Source organism: Streptomyces sp. SPB162 (genome assembly GCF_029504575.1).
In the GTDB taxonomy this organism is placed as follows: domain Bacteria; phylum Actinomycetota; class Actinomycetes; order Streptomycetales; family Streptomycetaceae; genus Actinacidiphila.
On sequence record NZ_JAQFII010000001.1, the window covers coordinates 4,262,082 to 4,278,716 of the forward strand.

Below are 16,635 nucleotides of genomic sequence, written 5' to 3' on the forward strand. Positions count from 1 at the left end.
CGACCATGCGTCACCTCACCCGCACCGCACGCCTCGTCGTGGTCGGCGGCACCCTCTCCTACCGGGCGCTGTTCAACTGGACCTCGCCCGCGATGTTCATCGGCACCCTGCTCGCCGGGCCGCTGTTCCAGCTGGTCTTCTTCACCTTCCTGGGCCGTCAGCTCGCCGTCGCCGACGACCGCTTCTACATCCTCGGCAACGCGGTGCTGGCCTCGTCCACCGCCTGCGTCTACGGCGGCACCATGGCCGTCGCGAACGAACGCCGCTACGGCACGCTCGGCGCGGTGCTGCTCAGCCCGCGCAGCAGGACCGCCCTGTGGACCGGCCGTGCGCTGCCCTACGTCGTCAACGGTCTGTTCGTCACGGCCTTCACCCTCGTGGCGGGAACGCTGCTGCTGGGGCTGCGGATCCCGGCCGCCGCCCTGCCCGGGCTCGCCGCTGCGATCGCGGCCGCCGCCCTGTCGTGCTCGGCCTTCGGGATCACCCTGGGCGCGCTCGGGCTGCGCTTCCGGGACGTCTTCCTCGTGTCGAACGTCGCGAGCGCCGTCCTGCTCCTGCTCACCGGCGCGAACGTGCCGCGCGGGACGCTGCCCGCCTGGATGCGGACCGCCGGCGACCTGCTGCCGCTGACCCACGCGACCGGGGCCGCCCGCACGCTCGCCGCCGGAGGCGCCTGGCGGTCGGCGCTGCCCGGTGTCGGGGCGGAGCTGGTGGTGGCCGCCGGGTACACGGTGCTGGCCGTCGTCCTGCTGCGGATCTTCGAGCGCGGCAGTCGCAAACGAGCCACGCTGGATGTGATGTAGCGCTCGGTTGACGGTCTCCATTCACCCGGGGTTCGCCCGGACGCCGTACGGGGGTGCGAGTCTCCGGCACGAGCCGCGACAGGCCGTGGGGCAGGTCACGTAGAAGGGGACGGTCATGGAGAGCACACCCGCGCTGTTCGCCGGAACGGTCTTCGCCCTGTTCGGGGTGGCGCTCCTGGTCTGGGCGGGAGCGCGCACGGCGGGACGGGCGCCGGTGACCCAGGGCGACAGCCCGGCGGGGGCCGTTCTGACCGTTCTTTTCGGAGCGGTCTCGCTGCTCACCGGCGTCTGGTGTCTCGTACAGGTATAAGCGCATGTCACGCGGCCTGGAAACGGACAGAGCGGTCGGGCCGTGCGGCAGGGATGACGGTTGTCGGGTTACCGTTCGAGTGGCGTTGCGGACTTTTCGCGTTTGACATGGGACCGGGATGTACGGTCACACTCCGCAGCGAACCCCCTTCGACCCGGAGAGAAGAGCGAAGTTGTCCCCGACCCGCGAGACCGCAAAGAGCGGCCGCCGACTCGTCATCGTCGAGTCGCCTGCCAAGGCGAAGACGATCAAGAGCTACCTCGGCCCGGGCTACGTGGTCGAGGCCAGCGTCGGGCACATCCGCGACCTCCCCAACGGGGCCGCCGAAGTGCCGGCGGAGTTCAAGGGCCAGCCGTGGGCGCGCCTCGGCGTCAACGTCGACAGCGACTTCGAGCCGATCTACGTCGTCAACGCCGATAAGAAGGCGCAGGTCAAGAAGCTCAAGGACCTGCTCAAGGAGTCCGACGAACTCTTCCTCGCCACCGATGAGGACCGCGAGGGCGAGGCCATCGCCTGGCACCTGCAGGAAGTCCTCAAGCCCAAGGTCCCGGTCCGCCGGATGGTCTTCCACGAGATCACCAAGGAAGCCATCCAGGCCGCGGTCGCGAACCCGCGCGAGCTGAACAAGCCGCTCGTCGACGCCCAGGAGACCCGCCGCATCCTCGACCGCCTCTACGGCTACGAGGTCTCGCCGGTCCTGTGGAAGAAGGTCATGCCGCGCCTGTCGGCCGGCCGTGTCCAGTCCGTCGCCACCCGGCTCGTCGTCGAGCGCGAACGCGAGCGCATCGCGTTCCGCACCGCCGAGTACTGGGACCTCAGCGGCACCTTCGCCACCGGCCGCACGGGTGACGCCTCCGACCCGTCGACCGTCTCGGCCCGTCTGACCAGCGTCGACGGCCGCCGTATCGCTCAGGGCCGCGACTTCGACGCGTCGACCGGGCGACTCAAGGACAACGCGACCGTCCTCCACCTGGACGAGGCGAACGCCCGCGCGCTGGCCGCCTCGCTCGCGGACAGCGCCTTCGCCGTCCGCAGCGTCGAGTCCAAGCCGTACCGCCGTTCGCCGTACGCCCCCTTCCGCACCACGACTCTGCAGCAGGAGTCCTCGCGCAAGCTGGGCTTCGGCGCCAAGGTGACGATGCAGGTGGCGCAGAAGCTGTACGAGAACGGCTTCATCACCTATATGCGTACGGACTCCACGACGCTGTCGGAGACCGCGATCAAGGCCGCCCGCGCGCAGGTCACCCAGCTCTACGGAGCCGAGTACCTCCCGGAGAAGCCGCGTGTCTACACCGGCAAGGTGAAGAACGCGCAGGAGGCGCACGAGGCGATCCGCCCCTCCGGCGACCGCTTCCGCACCCCCGCGGAGACCGGCCTGACCGGCGACCAGTTCCGGCTCTACGAGCTGATCTGGATGCGTACGGTCGCGTCCCAGATGAAGGACGCGGTCGGCAACTCTGTCACCGTCAAGATCGGTGGCACGTCGAGCGACGGCCGCGCGGCGGAGTTCTCCGCCTCCGGCAAGATCATCACGTTCCACGGCTTCATGAAGGCCTACGTCGAGGGCGCGGACGACCCGAACGCCGAGCTCGACGACCGTGAGCGGCGGCTGCCGCAGGTCAGCGAGGGCGACGGGCTGACCGCCGAAGAGCTCACCGTCGACGGCCACGCCACCAAGCCGCCGGCCCGCTACACCGAGGCCTCGCTGATCAAGGAGCTCGAAGAGCGCGAGATCGGCCGCCCGTCGACGTACGCGTCGATCATCGGCACGATCCTGGACCGCGGCTACGTCTTCAAGAAGGGCACGGCCCTCGTGCCGTCCTTCCTCTCCTTCGCCGTGGTCAACCTGCTGGAGAAGCACTTCGGCAGGCTCGTCGACTACGACTTCACCGCCTCCATGGAGGAGGACCTCGACCGCATCGCCCGCGGTGAGGCCCAGGCCGTGCCGTGGCTGCGGCACTTCTACTTCGGCGGCGACGACACCGCGGCCAAGGCCTCGGCGGCCGACGCCGGCAACGGCGACGGCGACCACCTCGGCGGCCTCAAGGAGCTCGTCGAGGACCTCGGCGCCATCGACGCCCGGGAGATCTCCTCCTTCCCCATCGGTGAGGGCATCGTGCTGCGGGTCGGCCGCTACGGCCCGTACATCGAGCGGGGCGAGAAGGGCGAGGAGAACCACCAGCGCGCCGACGTCCACGAGGAGCTGCCGCCGGACGAGCTGTCCGTCGCGTACGCCGAGGAGCTGTTCGCCAAGCCGAGCGGCGACTTCGAGCTGGGTACCGACCCCGAGACGGGGCGCCCGATCATCGCCCGCGACGGCCGCTACGGCCCGTACGTCACCGAGGTCCTGCCGGAGGACACCCCGAAGACCGGCAAGAACGCGATCAAGCCGCGTACCGCGTCGCTCTTCAAGTCCATGCAGCTCGACACGGTGACGCTCGCCGACGCGCTCAAGCTGATGTCGCTGCCGCGCGTCGTCGGCACGGACGCCGAGGGCGTCGAGATCACCGCGCAGAACGGCCGCTACGGCCCGTACCTGAAGAAGGGCACCGACTCGCGCTCCCTGGAGACCGAGGACCAGCTCTTCGACATCACCCTCGACGAGGCGCTGGCGATCTACGCGCAGCCCAAGCAGCGCGGCCGCGCCGCCGCCAAGCCGCCGCTCAAGGAGCTGGGCACCGACCCGGTCAGCGAGCGCCCGGTCGTCGTCAAGGACGGCCGCTTCGGCCCGTACGTCACCGACGGCGAGACGAACGCGACCCTGCGGACCGACGACGACGTCGAGACCATCACGCCGGAGCGCGGCTACGAGCTGCTCGCCGAGAAGCGTGCCAAGGGCCCGGCGAAGAAGAAGACCGCGAAGAAGGCTCCGGCGAAGAAGGCCCCCGCCAAGAAGGCCGCGGCGAAGAAGACCACCACCACGGCCGCCAAGAAGACCGCGACGAAGAAGACCACGGCCAAGAAGGCACCGGCGAAGAAGACCACGGCGGCGCAGACCACCGAATAACCCCGCCGTCTTTCGGACGCCTCCATGACCCTCCGCCCATTTGTTCGGGCGGGGGGTCATGGATTTCCGTGCTCCGGATAGGCTGTCCGAATGACGCGAATCGAGCGGCCAAGGGACGTGACCGACGCTTTCGCCGGAGACCTCGCGGCGGACTCGCGCGAGCGGGCGGTCGGTGCCCTGCTGAAGATCCCGCAGTTGCGGAAGCTGTGGAGTGCCCAGCTCACGGGCGGCATCGCCGACCGGCTCGGCATGCTGGTACTGATCTGGCTCACGGTGCAGGCCGCCGTGCTCGACGGGTCGTTCGGCGGCGGCTACCGGGGCGCGTCCTTCGCGGTCGCCGCGGTGCTCGGCGTCCGGTTGGTGTCCACCCTGCTCTTCGGCGCCGTGCTGCTCGGCCCGCTGTCGGCGCTCACCGCGACCGCCGGCGCCCTGGACCGCCGCTGGACCATGATCGGCGCGGACGGGGTACGGCTGGCGCTGTTCATCGTCGCTCCCCTGTGGATCACCTGGGTCCCGTCCTCCGCCGTCGTCTGGCTGCTCGTCACCGCCTTCGTGGTCGGGATCGCCGAACGCCTGTGGACGGTCGCCAAGGACGGCGCGGCCCCCGGGCTGCTCCCGGTCCCGACCCCCGGCGACACGGCCGTGCGGCCCGCCCCCGACCACCTGGCGACGTTGCACCGCCTCGACCTGCGCACCGGCTTCGTCGCCCTGCCGATCGCCGCGGCCGCGCTCCTCGTCGTGACCCTGCTGAACAGCCTGCTCGCCCTCGGCGTGGACTGGTTCGACCTCCACCAGGTCGCGCTCTCCTCCTACGTCGCCGCCGGGCTGTTCTCCGCGTCCATCGCCGTCCTGTACTTCCTGGAACTGCCCGACAGCACGACCGTCCGCCCGCACTCCCCGCTCGAAGGCCTCCGGCTCCCCAAGGGACCGGACGGCTCGGAGCGCGGCCGCACGGGGGCCCTCCCGCTCCTCGTCCTGGCCACCGCGGGCGTGGCCGGCTCGATCGCCGCCGCCGTCGCGCTGGCGGTGCTGCACGCACTCGACCTCGGCTTCGGCCCGGTCGGCTTCGGGCTCCTCGTGCTGGCACTGACCGCGGGCACGGTCCTGGGCATCCGGGTCGGACCGCGCATCCTGCCGGCCCTGTCGCGCCGCCGGCTGCTGGCCATCGCCATCGCCGTCACCGGCCTCGCGCTGCTGCTCACCGGCCTGGTCCCCGACCAGACCACCGTCCTGCTGCTGGCAGGCCTCGCCGGCACGGCCGCCGGCGTCACCGCCAACACCGGTCACCTGCTCATCGAGCAGGAGGCCGAGGAGCAGCGCCGCGCGCGCACCACCGACCACCTGCACGCCGTCGTCCGCGTCGCGGTGGCCGTCGCCGCCATCGGCGCCCCGGTGCTCGCCGGACTCATCGGCCCGCACCGCCTCGCCAACGGCCACTTCACCTTCCAGCACGGCGGCGCCGCCTACACGCTCATGCTGATCGGCGCCCTTCTGCTGCCGGTCGCCGCGCTCGTGCTGGGCAAGACCGACGACCGCCAGGGCGTGCCGCTCCGCCGCGACCTGCGCGAGGCGCTGCGCGGCGGCGAGCCCGCCGCGGCGCCCCACCCCACCGGCTTCTTCATCGCCATAGAGGGCGGTGACGGCGCCGGGAAGTCCACCCAGGTCGAGGCGCTCTCCGAGTGGATCCGCGCGAAGGGCCACGAGGTCGTCGTCACCCGCGAACCGGGCGCGACCGCCGTCGGCAAGCGCCTGCGCTCGATCCTGCTGGACGTATCGTCCGCCGGGCTGTCCCACCGGGCCGAGGCGCTGCTGTACGCCGCCGACCGCGCGGAGCACGTCGACTCCGTCGTCCGTCCCGCCCTGGAACGCGGCGCCGTCGTGGTCTCCGACCGCTACATCGACTCGTCCGTCGCTTACCAGGGCGCGGGCCGCGACCTGGCACCCACGGAGATCGCCCGCATCTCGCGCTGGGCCACCGCGGGACTCGTCCCGAACCTGACGGTGCTCCTGGATGTCTCGCCCGAGGCCGCCCGCGAGCGCTTCACCGAGGCTCCCGACCGGCTCGAGTCCGAGCCGGCCGAATTCCACCAGCGGGTCCGTGCCGGTTTCCTGACCCTCGCCGCGGCCGACCCGTCCCGCTACCTCGTCATCGACGCGTCCCAGGAGCCCGAGGCGGTCACCACCGTCGTACGGCACCGCCTCGACCAGGCACTGCCGCTCTCCCAGCAGGAGATCGAGGCCCGCGAGGAGGCCCGCCGGCAGGCCGAGGAGGCCGCCCGCATCCGCGCCGAGGAAGAGGCTGCCCGGCTCGCCGAGGAAGCCCGCCTCGAAGCGGAACGCCAGGCGCAGCTCGCCCGCCTCCGCGAGGAGGAGGCCGAGCGGCAGCGTCTCGCCGAGGAGGCCGCCCGCCAGGAAGCCGCCGAGCAGGAGGCCGAGGCGGCCCGCCTGCGCGCCGAGGAAGCGGCTCGCCTCGCCGAGGAGGAACGGCTCCGGCTCGCCGCCGAAGCGGCCGCCCGTGCCGCGGAGCAGGACCGGCTGCGCCGCCAGGCCGAGGAGGAGTCCCGGCTCCGCGCCGAGGCCGAGGCCCGCCGCCTGGAGAAGCAGCGCAAGGCCGAGGACGCCCTGCGCCGTGCCGAAGAGGCCCGAGCGGCCGCAGCCGCGGCGGCTGCGGCGGCTGCCGCAGCCGGCAACACGACGCAGACCCTGCAGACGCCGAAGCCGGCCCCCCAAGGCCCCGGACGCCGAAACCACCGTCCTCCCGACGGTCCCCAAGCCTCCGGCCTCGGCCGCGGAGGAGACGGCGGTCCTGCCGCCGGTCCGGCCTGCGGCCGCGAAGAAGCCGGCAGCCCCGGCCGATGAGACGGCGGTCCTGCCCGCGGTCCCGGCCTCGGCCGCGGACGAGACAGCCGTCCTGCCGCCGGTCCGGCCTGCGGCCGCGAAGAAGCCGGCAGCCCCGGCCGATGAGACGGCGGTCCTGCCGCCGGTTCGCCCCGAGCCCACCGCCCGGGACAGCAGCCCGACCGACCGCGTCCCGCCGTCCTTCTTCCGCCCGGAGACCCCGGACAACGAGCGCACCCGCGAACTCCCCGCCATCAACCCCGACGCGGCCCCGCCGTCCCGCCGCCCCCGCTCCGACTGGGCCGAGGAAACCCCCCTGGACGACCTCCCCACCCTGGCGGACGAACTCCTGGGCTCCCACAACGACGAGGACGAGGGTCCGAAGGGCCCGAAGCGGCGCCGGTAGGGGGCCCGGCGGGCGGGAGCGGCGCGCGACGCTGGGCGGGGGCCCGACACTTCAAGGAGCCCGCGCCTGCGGGCGCGCTGCCCGTGCCGGCACGGGTCCGGGCACGGCCCGGCGCGCCTTGCCCCGCCCGCCCTCGCCGCCTACCGGCGGGTGCGAGCCCCCCGCGGTGCCGGGCGCGAACACGTCAGCCTTCAGGAGAGCACCTGCGCGGGACGTCCAGGACCGCGAGGTGGGGATGGCGCTCACGGGATGCCGCTCACGGGATGCCGCTCACCCCCGCCGCCCCGGAGGGCCCGGGCGCCGGAGCCCCCACCGGCCGGTAGTTGGAACGAATCCGGGTTCCGACAGGCCACGGCATCCGCGTGGCGACCCGGCAGAATGGACCCCGTGCGGTACCTGATCCTCGGCACCACCGAAGCGCGCGATTCCGCCGGCGTCCCCGTCCCCCTCGGCGGCAGCCGGCTCCGAGCGCTGCTCGCCGCTCTGGCGCTGCACGCCGACCGCCCCGTCTCCGCCGAGGCGCTCATCGCGGAGGTCTGGGGTCCGGACGCCGACCTCCCGCACGACGCGAGCGGCGCGCTGCAAGCGCTCGTCTCCCGCCTGCGGCGCGCCCTGGGCAAGGACGTCGTCACCTCCGGTCCGGGCGGCTACCGCCTCCTCACCGGTCCCGGCGACGTGGACCTCCACGTCTTCGAGCGGCTCGCCGCGGACGGGGCCGCCGTCCTCGACGCGGGCGACCCGGAAGCAGCCGCGGGCATCCTGCGCGAAGCGCTCGCGCTCTGGCGCGGCCCGGCGTACGCGGATCTGCCGGACCGGACGTCGGCGGCGGCCCGCCCCGAGGCGCTGCGGCTCACCGCGCTGCACCGCAGGATCGACGCGGACCTGGCGTGCGGCCGCGCGGCCGAGTCGCTCCCCCAGCTGCGGGAGCTGGTCGCGGACCACCCGCTGGACGAGCCGTTCCACGTGCAGCTGATCCGCGCGCTGCGCGCCGCGCACCGCTCCGCGGACGCGCTCATGGCGTACGAACAGGCCCGCAGAACGCTCGCGGACCGGCTGGGTGCGGACCCGGGCCCGGAACTGCGCGCGCTCCACGCCCAACTGCTCAGCGCGCAGGACCCGCCCGAGCCGAAGAGCACGCGCGCGCCGCAGGGCAACCTCCGCCCCAGACTCACCAGCTTCGTCGGCCGCGAGGCCGAACTCCGCGAGATCCGCGCCGATGTGGCGCGGTCGCGCCTGGTGACGCTCACCGGACCCGGCGGCTCGGGCAAGACCCGGCTCTCCGAGGAGGCGGGCGCGGCGCTGGCCGGTTCCGGCTACCCGGACGGGGTCTGGATCGCGGAACTGGCTCCGCTCGAGCACCCCGAAGCGGTCCCGCAGGCGGTCCTGAGCGCCCTCGGCCGCCGGGACACGACGATCTTCGGCGTGGCCCGCGAGGGCATCAAGGGTTCGGGTGGCGGCACGGGCGCCGACGCAGGCGATCCGACCGCGCGCCTGCTGGAGCACTGCGCCCACCGCCGGCTGCTGCTCGTGCTGGACAACTGCGAGCATGTGATCGGCGCCGCCGCCGAGTTGGCGGCCGAGCTGCTCGGCGCCTGCCCCGGCGTCACGGTGCTGGCGACGAGCAGGGAGCCGCTGGGAGTACCGGGCGAGACGGTGCGCCCGGTGGAGCCGCTGTCGCCGACGACCGCGCACCGGCTGTTCGCCGAGCGCGCCGCGGCCGTCCGCCCGGGGTTCGACACGGAGCAGGACGTGGCGGCCGTCGACGAGATCTGCCGCCGGCTGGACGGTCTGCCGCTGGCGATCGAACTTGCCGCGGCGCGGCTGCGCATGCTGTCCCCGCGCCAGATCGCCGATCGCCTGGACAACCGGTTCCGCCTGCTCACCAGCGGCAGCCGCACGCTCCTGCCCCGTCAACAGACGCTGCGGGCGGTCGTCGACTGGAGCTGGGACCTGCTGTCGGAGAAGGAGCACGCGGCGCTGCGCAGCCTGAGCGTCTTCGCGGGCGGCTGGACGCTGGCCGCCGCGGAGGCGGTGGTCGGCGGGGACGACGTCATCGAGCTGATCGGTCAGCTGGTCGACAAGTCCCTGGTGGTCGCGACACAGCCGGGCAAGCGCCAGGAGAACGGCGCGGAGAGCCGGGACATCCGCCCCGAGGACGGCGTCCGCTACCGCTTCCTGGAGACGATCCACGAGTACGCGGCGGAACGCGCCCGGGAGCGTCCGCGTGAGCTGGCGGAGGCCGCCCGCCGCCACACCGGCTACTTCCGGCGGTTCGTGGGCACCGCCGATCCGCAGTTGCGGACCGCCCGCCAACTGGTGTGGCTGCGCCGGGTGGAGGCCGAGCTGGACAACATCCGCGCGGCGCTGCAGCGGGCGATCACGGCGGGCGACGAGGCGGACGCGCTGCCCCTGGCCGTGGACATGGGCTGGTTCTGGTGGTTGCGCAACTACCGGGAGGAGGGCGCGGGCTGGCTGACGCGGGTCACCGGGATGAGTGAACCGGGCGAACGGGACGGCCCGTACTTCTGGGCGCGGATGGACGCCCGGCTGCTGCTGTTCTTCGTGAGTACGGACCACGCTTCGGAGGAGTTCCTGAGCGCCCCTCCGGTGCAGGAAGCGGCCGCTCTGGTCGCCGCGACGTACCAGGACGCGAAGCAGGCCTCGGCCCGCTTCCCGGGCCTGCTGTGGCCGATCGCGAGCTACGTCGGCGGCGGGCACACGGCGATCCGCGAGTGCACGGACGTGGTGGTCCGCAACTGCCGTGCGCACGGCGACGACTGGGCCCTCGCGGCCGCGCTGATGTTCCGTACGCACGTCACCATCGACCTGCCGGGCGGACTGGCCCGCGCGACCGACGACTGGAACGAGCTGACGGATCTCAGCGGCCGCGTCGGTGACCGCTGGATGCTCGCGCAGGTGCACGGCGCGCGCGCCGAGATGGAGGTCATGCGGGGCGAGTACGCGGCGGCCCGCGCGGACTTCGAGGCGGCCCTCCGGCTGGGCGAGGAGCTGGGCGCCATCGCCGAGGGGCCGTTCCTCGTCGGAAGGATGGCCGAGCTGGCCATCCGTTCGGGTGATGACGCGGAGGCCGAGAAACTCTGCCGCCGGGCCGAGGAGGGGGCGGAGCGGTTCGGGGTGATGGACGCCAGGAACTACGTCCGTGCGCTGTCCGCCTATCTGTCGCTGCGCCGCGGTGATGTGCGGCGGGCCCGTGAGCTGTGCGTGCTGGCCCGCGACCAGGCGAGCCAGGGCACTCCGCCGCCGGTATTCGGGGTGGTCCTGGCCGGTCTGTTCGCCCGCATCGCGGCCGCGGAGGGCGATCTGCGGGACGCGCTGGCCCGTACCGCGGGCGCTGTGCGGCTGGGGGTCGAATCGGGCTGCACGGAATCGATGGTCGCGGGCCTGCTGGAGTACGGGGCCGAGCTACTCGTCGTGCTGGGCGAGCCACGGGCCGCCGCGCGGCTGCAGGGGGCGTCGTCGGCGCTGCGCGGGCCGCTGCTGCCGCGCACGGTGCCCGAGACGGTGAGCTTCCGCGAGGCGGAGGCGGGCGCCCGTGCCGCGCTGGGGGAGGCCGGGTACGAGGCCGCGCGCGCGGACGGCGAGACGCTGGACCTGAGGGCCGCGGCGGACTCGCTCGAGGCCTCCGTACTGGTGCCCACCCCTGCCGGGGAATAGCTCCGAACTTCTGACGGTTGCCGAATATTGATCATTCAAGCAATTTGGGAGCGTCCGTGAAGGTCGAGATCTACAGCGACATCGCCTGCCCGTGGTGCCACGTCGGCAAGGCGCGCTTCGAGCGCGCCCTCGCCGCCTTCCCGGGGGCCGGGTCCGTCGAGGTGGTCTACCGGCCGTTCCAGCTCGACCCGTCCGCCCCCGAGACCCCGCAGCCGCACCGCGCGGTGCTGGCGGCCAAGTACGGGCCCCAGGCCCTCGCCATGGACGAGAAGATCACCCGGCTCGGCGCGGCGGAAGGCCTGACCTTCGACTTCGACACCGTCGTCGAGAACAACTCACTGCTCGCCCACCGCCTGCTGCGCTTCGTCCTCGACACCTACGGCCACGCCGCGCAGGCGCGCCTCAAGGGCCGGCTCCTGGACGCCCACTTCGGCGAGGGTCTGGACATCGGCGACCGCGAGCGCCTCGCCGACGCCGCCGTCGCGGTCGGCCTGGACCGGGAGCCCGTCGCCGCGTTCCTGGCGGGCGACGACCTGGTCGACGAGGTGACCGGAGAGATCGATGAGGCCCGGCGGCTCGGCATCACGGCCGTCCCGACCTTCGTCTTCGAGGGCAAGTGGATGGTCCAGGGCGGCCAGGAGACGTCCACGTTCCTCCGCGCCCTGGAACAGGTCGCGAAGGAGACCGAAACGGTGCTCGAGGCGGACGCGGACGGCGGCGCGTGCGCCGACGGGGCCTGCGAGGTCCCGTCGAACGACCAGGTCCCGTCGGACGACCACGCGCACTGAGCCGTAGCGGGATACGACAGGGTCGGCCGCTTACCGGCAGCTGATTCTGGACCGCGCCCAGTCCGCCATGTTCACGAACGGGAAGCGGTCGGCGGACTCGACGACCAGCCGGATCGTCTGCTGCCCGGCGATGTCGACGCTCACCGGCACCGCCGGGTCGCCCCCGCGCACCACCTCCGACCGCCACAGCCGCCCGCTGTCCCCGTAGACGGAGAAGCGGACCGCGCCGAGCCCCAGCGCCAGGTCGTCCACACCGGCCAGCGCGTCGTACGTGGTGCAGCCGCGGTTGAGGTCGATGAGCACGGACGACGGGGACCCCACGGTGATGCCGTGCTCGTACCGCTCACCCCCGACGCTCAGGCCCCAGCGGTCCCAGACCCAGCTGCTGCGCCCGAGCCGGACGGTCGGTTTGGTGTCGTCACCGCCCCCGCTCCACCCCAGCTGGTTGACCTGGAAGACCGTGGGAGCGGGGGGCGGGGAAGGCGTGGGTGTCGGCTCGGCCGGCGGGGTGGGGGTGACGGTGGGAGTGGGCTCCGGAGCGGGTGTCGGCGTGGGGGAGGGGGTCACTTCCGGCTGCGGTCGCGTGATGTCGACGGCGGGTTCGGGAGTCGGCTTCGGCGCCGGCGGCACCGCGGTGGCCCGCGGCGGTTCCGGGCTCGGCTTCGGCTTCGGCTTCGGGCGCGGAGCCGGCGACACCGCCGGCGTGCTGACGGGCGCCACCACCGCCGGCCTGGCCTGCGGCTTCTGCTGGGGCGCGCCATGGCCGGTGTTCAGCGCGGCGAACGCGATACCGGCGGCCGCGACCACCACGACCGCCGCGATACCGGCCTTCACGGGCGCGCCGAGCCCCTCGGCCGCGGCGCCTCCGGCGGCACCCGTGCCCGCACCGCCACTGGACGCGGCTCCCGAGGCGGCCGCCGCGGCGCCTCCGGCGGCACTCGCCACTCCGACGCCCGCGGCGATGCCGGCCACCTTGGCCGCGTACGCGGCGGCGAACCAGCCGATGACCGCGACCGGCAGCAGGCCCTTGAGCGCCGAGTTGACGTCGGCCAGCTCCAGCGCCGCCGCCCGGCACCGTTCGCACTCCTTGAGGTGCTTGCTCAACTCCCGGTCAGCCCGCATCCGCAGACCGCCGCGCGCATGCGCGCCGAGCCGGTCGGCGTACCGTGCGCAACTGCTCCCGGTGGTCAGCGCTGTGCTGACGTGCGCCTGCAGATAGGCCTGCCGCAGGCCTTCACGGGCCCGGTGCGCCAGTACCGCCGTCGCGTTGGCCGTCAGGCCGAGCAGCGGCGCGATCTCGCTCGGCGACTCCTCCTCGACGGCGGTGTGCCACAGCACCGTCTGCCACCGTTCGGGCAGCGTACGGAAGGCCTGGATGGCCAGTGACTGCTCGGCCCCGCGCATGGCGCGGACGTCAGCGCCCAGGTCCAGCGAGTCCTCGCTCGCGGACGAGCCCGCCGCCGTCACCGCGAACACCGCGAAGTCTTCGACGAGTTGCTCGCGCCGGGCCGTGCTGCCCCAGGACGCGGCGACGCGCCGGACCGTCGTCAACAGGTAGGCGCGCACCGCCGAGTCCGGACCGCTGCCGCCGCGCACCGCCTGGAGCGTGCGCGCGAAGACCTCGCCGGTCAGGTCCTCCGCGGTGTGCGCGTCCCGGCAGCAGCTGCGGGCGTACCTGCGTACCGCGTCGGCGTGCCGGCGGTACAGCTCCTCGTAGGCGCTGTCATCACCGCCGCGTACCCGGGCGACCAGTTCGGCGTCCGAAAGCGGTACTTGGGACTCCGGTTCACGTTGCTCGGGAACCCGGCGCGATGGCAGTCCGCCGTCCGCTTCCGCACTCGCAGAAGCGCTCGACTCGCCGTTTGCCTCGTCCACCGCGCCAGGGTGTCACACCTGGTGCATCCCGCAATATGCCGCGTGACGGAACCACTCGTCCGGGGAACCTTCGCTCACCGGTCCCACCGGTCCTCCCCCTCTGATCGACCGTCCCGCCCGGCCTACTCGACCGGGGCGGTGCTCCAACTGAGCGCGGACGGAGCCGAAACGGCCTCCGCGGCCGCGGCCGCCGGCCGCGAGCGCAGACCGTCCAGCAGTATGTCCAGCAGCCGTGCCGAGGCCGCCGCCTGCTGTGCCGGGTCGGGCAGCGAGGGCGCCGGGGTGGCTATCACCAGCAGCACGTCGGCCACCGAGACATCACCCCGCAGTTCGCCCGCCGCACGCGCCCGGTCGACGAGCTGGCCGACGACGTCCAGCAGCGCGGGGATCCCGGCGTCGTCCGGAACCGCGGCACCCTCGGGAGCCGCGGCATCGCGCACCGGAGCCGGGTCGGCCGACGCGTCGGCCGCCGGCACCACTGCCGGACCGGCCGCCGGCACCGCCGGACCCGTGACGCCGGTCGACAGCTCGCCCGGCTCCGCCGCCACGCTCAGCGGCGCCCGCTGCTGCGGAACCCGCGCCGCCTCCTCCGACGGCCCGGCGTGCGCGGGCAGTCCGGAGAGCGCGGAAACGGTCCCCTCGACGGCGAAGCCCGTGCCACCGGATCCGCCGGACGAGCCGGTCCTGACCCGCAGCACCTGCGGCGGCAGCAGCCGCCCGGCGCCCGAGGCCACCGACGTGCGCAGGAAGCGCGCGAGCGCCGACCACGCCTCGTTCTCCTGCCCCAGAGCGGTCTTCGCCTGCTCGGTCAGCCGGGAGGTCTCCTCCTCGGCGATCCGCCGCACCAGTACGTCCTTGCTCGGGAACCGCCGGTACACGGTGCCGACGCCGACGCGCGCACGGCGTGCCACGTCCTCCATCGGCGCCCCGTAGCCCAGCTCCCCGAACACCTCACGCGCGGCCCTCAGCACATGTTCCAGATTGCGCTGGGCGTCCACCCGCAGCGGGGTCGCGCGGCTGCTGCCGCCGTTACCCTCCGCGCCTGCCGCTACCGTCCATTGAGAGTCCTGAATGTGCATATGTGTATCCCCCGGTTATGACGTCTCCCCCCGGAGACTCCCCACCCGTAATGATCATCGGCGCACGACGAACGCACCCCGATGGACTACGAACATAGTTGAGCCCAGGTCAAGAAAGAAGGGGGTCCGTTCCGCCCGGCGCGTCCCCGATCGGAGTAGCGGGCCCGGGTGTTCTTCTTTCACCGGCTTTGCCCGGTCAACGACACATCCCTGACCTGCCGGATCCGCGTAAAAGTGAATCACTGCGGTTCGCCCTGTGGACAAACGTCCGTCATCCATTGCGTCATGGAGCAATGACGGAGTCGGCAGCCCAGTCAAGAGCCAGCACCAGCCCGCGCATTCTCGTGATCGGCGGAGGATACGTCGGTATGTACACCGCCCTGCGCCTGCAGCGGAAGCTGCGGCACGGCGAGGCGGAAGTGATCGTCGTCGACCCGCAGCCCTATATGACCTACCAGCCCTTCCTCCCCGAGGCGGCCGCCGGGTCGATCTCGCCCCGGCACGTCGTGGTCCCGCTGCGCCGGGTGCTGAGCGGGTGCCGGCTGGTGGTGGGCGAGGCGACGCACATCGACCACGCGAAGCGCGTCGCGACCGTGGCGACCCTGGCCACCGAGGAGGAGGGCGGCGCGGCGATCGAGATCGCGTACGACCACCTCGTCCTGGCCCCGGGCTCGGTCTCGCGCACGCTGCCCATCCCGGGCCTCGCCGAGTTCGCCATCGGCTTCAAGACCGTCGAGGAGGCCATCGGCCTGCGCAACCACGTCCTGGAGCAGCTCGACATCGCCTCCTCGACCCGTGATGTCGAGGTGCGGGACGCCGCGCTCACCTTCGTCTTCGTCGGCGGCGGCTACGCGGGCGTCGAGGCGCTCGCCGAGCTGGAGGACATGGCCCGCTACGCGTCGCGGTACTACCACAACGTGCGTCCGGAGGACATGAAATGGGTGCTGGTCGAGGCCACTGAGAAGATCCTCCCCGAGGTCGGTGAGGAGATGGGCAAGTACGCCATCCGGGAACTGCGCGCCCGCAACATCGACCTGCGGCTCGGCACCCGGCTGGACTCGTGCGAGAAGCGGGTGGCGGTCCTGTCCGACGGCACGCGCCTGCCCACCCGCACCGTCGTCTGGACCGCGGGCGTCAAGCCGCACCCGATCCTGGCCGCCACCGATCTGCCGCTGAACGGGCGCGGCCGGCTCAAGGGCACCGCGACGCTCATGATCGACGGGGTCGAGAACGCCTGGGCGGCGGGCGACGCCGCGGCCATTCCGGACCTGACGGCGGACGAACCGGGCAAGGAGTGCGCCCCCAACGCCCAGCACGCCGTCCGGCAGACCAAGGTGCTCGCCGAGAACATCCTCGCTTCGCTGCGCGGAGAGCCGCTGAAGGAGTACCGCCACAAGTACGTCGGATCGGTGGCCTCCCTGGGCCTGCACAAGGGCGTCGCCCACGTCTACGGGCGCAAGCTCAAGGGGTATCCCGCCTGGTTCATGCACCGGGCGTACCACCTCAGCCGGGTGCCCACTTTCAACCGCAAGGCGCGGGTGCTCGCCGAGTGGACACTGTCCGGTCTGTTCAAGAGGGAAATCGTTTCGCTGGGCTCCCTGGAGCACCCGCGCGCCGAGTTCGAACTGGCCGCGGGAGGGCCGCCCAAACCGGACGCGCCCTGAGCCACGCGATTCCGTCCGGGCCTCGGGTCGGCCACACTGGGCGTGTGACCATGTGTGCGCCAGCACCTGCAAAGAGTGACAAATACGAGGAATCGGACGTTTGCTGAATTCTCCCGGGGAGCGACCCCCCGTACCCCCGCGCAGAGCCAGGCGGTCCGGGCTGCCCCACGCGACGCCACGAGGTGGAGCC

The 16,635-nt window shown here is 73.0% G+C and carries 8 protein-coding genes and 1 pseudogene; 7 read left to right on the forward strand and 2 right to left on the reverse strand.

Annotated features, from left to right (window positions below; genetic code table 11):
• The first annotated feature begins 5 nt into the window (after window positions 1-5).
• The 6 genes and pseudogenes from M2266_RS19510 to M2266_RS19535 all read left to right on the forward strand — a co-directional run bounded on the left by M2266_RS19510 (window position 6) and on the right by M2266_RS19535 (window position 11,827).
• On the forward strand, window positions 6-803 hold the full coding sequence (locus tag M2266_RS19510; protein ID WP_277439342.1) for an ABC transporter permease: 798 nt from the start codon (window positions 6-8) through the stop codon (window positions 801-803).
• Between the two features lie 115 nt (window positions 804-918).
• On the forward strand, window positions 919-1,113 hold the full coding sequence (locus M2266_RS19515; protein WP_277439343.1) for a hypothetical protein: 195 nt from the start codon (window positions 919-921) through the stop codon (window positions 1,111-1,113).
• Window positions 1,114-1,285: 172 nt separating this feature from the next.
• Entirely contained in the window at window positions 1,286-4,120 is a 2,835-nt protein-coding gene (gene topA / locus M2266_RS19520; protein ID WP_277439344.1) for a type I DNA topoisomerase, read from the forward strand.
• A 90-nt stretch (window positions 4,121-4,210) separates the two neighbouring features.
• Window positions 4,211-7,364, forward strand: a pseudogene (gene tmk / locus M2266_RS19525) (dTMP kinase).
• Between the two features lie 378 nt (window positions 7,365-7,742).
• The gene (locus M2266_RS19530) at window positions 7,743-11,039 is read left to right on the forward strand and encodes a BTAD domain-containing putative transcriptional regulator (protein WP_277439345.1); all 3,297 of its coding nucleotides are present in this window, start codon (window positions 7,743-7,745) and stop codon (window positions 11,037-11,039) included.
• 56 nt (window positions 11,040-11,095) lie between these two features.
• Window positions 11,096-11,827, forward strand: coding sequence for a DsbA family oxidoreductase (locus M2266_RS19535; protein WP_277439346.1), 732 nt, complete (start codon window positions 11,096-11,098; stop codon window positions 11,825-11,827).
• Window positions 11,828-11,857: 30 nt separating this feature from the next.
• Here M2266_RS19535 and M2266_RS19540 read toward each other — a convergent pair whose 3' ends face one another.
• Both M2266_RS19540 and M2266_RS19545 read right to left on the reverse strand, forming a co-directional pair.
• Window positions 11,858-13,645, reverse strand: coding sequence for a sigma-70 family RNA polymerase sigma factor (locus tag M2266_RS19540; protein WP_277441272.1), 1,788 nt, complete (start codon window positions 13,643-13,645; stop codon window positions 11,858-11,860).
• Between the two features lie 179 nt (window positions 13,646-13,824).
• Window positions 13,825-14,781: a helix-turn-helix domain-containing protein gene (locus tag M2266_RS19545; RefSeq protein WP_277439347.1), complete on the reverse strand. Its 957-nt coding sequence runs from the start codon at window positions 14,779-14,781 to the stop codon at window positions 13,825-13,827.
• Window positions 14,782-15,074: 293 nt separating this feature from the next.
• Here M2266_RS19545 and M2266_RS19550 point away from each other — a divergent pair, with 293 nt between their 5' ends.
• Window positions 15,075-16,445 (forward strand): NAD(P)/FAD-dependent oxidoreductase, encoded by a 1,371-nt coding sequence (locus tag M2266_RS19550; protein ID WP_277439348.1) that lies wholly within the window; start codon window positions 15,075-15,077, stop codon window positions 16,443-16,445.
• Window positions 16,446-16,635: the final 190 nt, after the last annotated feature.

Bases quoted from the DNA above. Each gene is read 5' to 3' on its own strand.
- M2266_RS19530 (WP_277439345.1), top strand. From the start codon at position 7,743: ATGGACCCCGTGCGGTACCTGATCCTCGGCACCACCGAAGCGCGCGAT.
- M2266_RS19510 (WP_277439342.1), top strand. From the start codon at position 6: ATGCGTCACCTCACCCGCACCGCACGCCTCGTCGTGGTCGGCGGCACC.
- M2266_RS19545 (WP_277439347.1), bottom strand. From the start codon at position 14,781: ATGCACATTCAGGACTCTCAATGGACGGTAGCGGCAGGCGCGGAGGGT.
- M2266_RS19515 (WP_277439343.1), top strand. From the start codon at position 919: ATGGAGAGCACACCCGCGCTGTTCGCCGGAACGGTCTTCGCCCTGTTC.
- M2266_RS19550 (WP_277439348.1), top strand. From the start codon at position 15,075: ATGACGGAGTCGGCAGCCCAGTCAAGAGCCAGCACCAGCCCGCGCATT.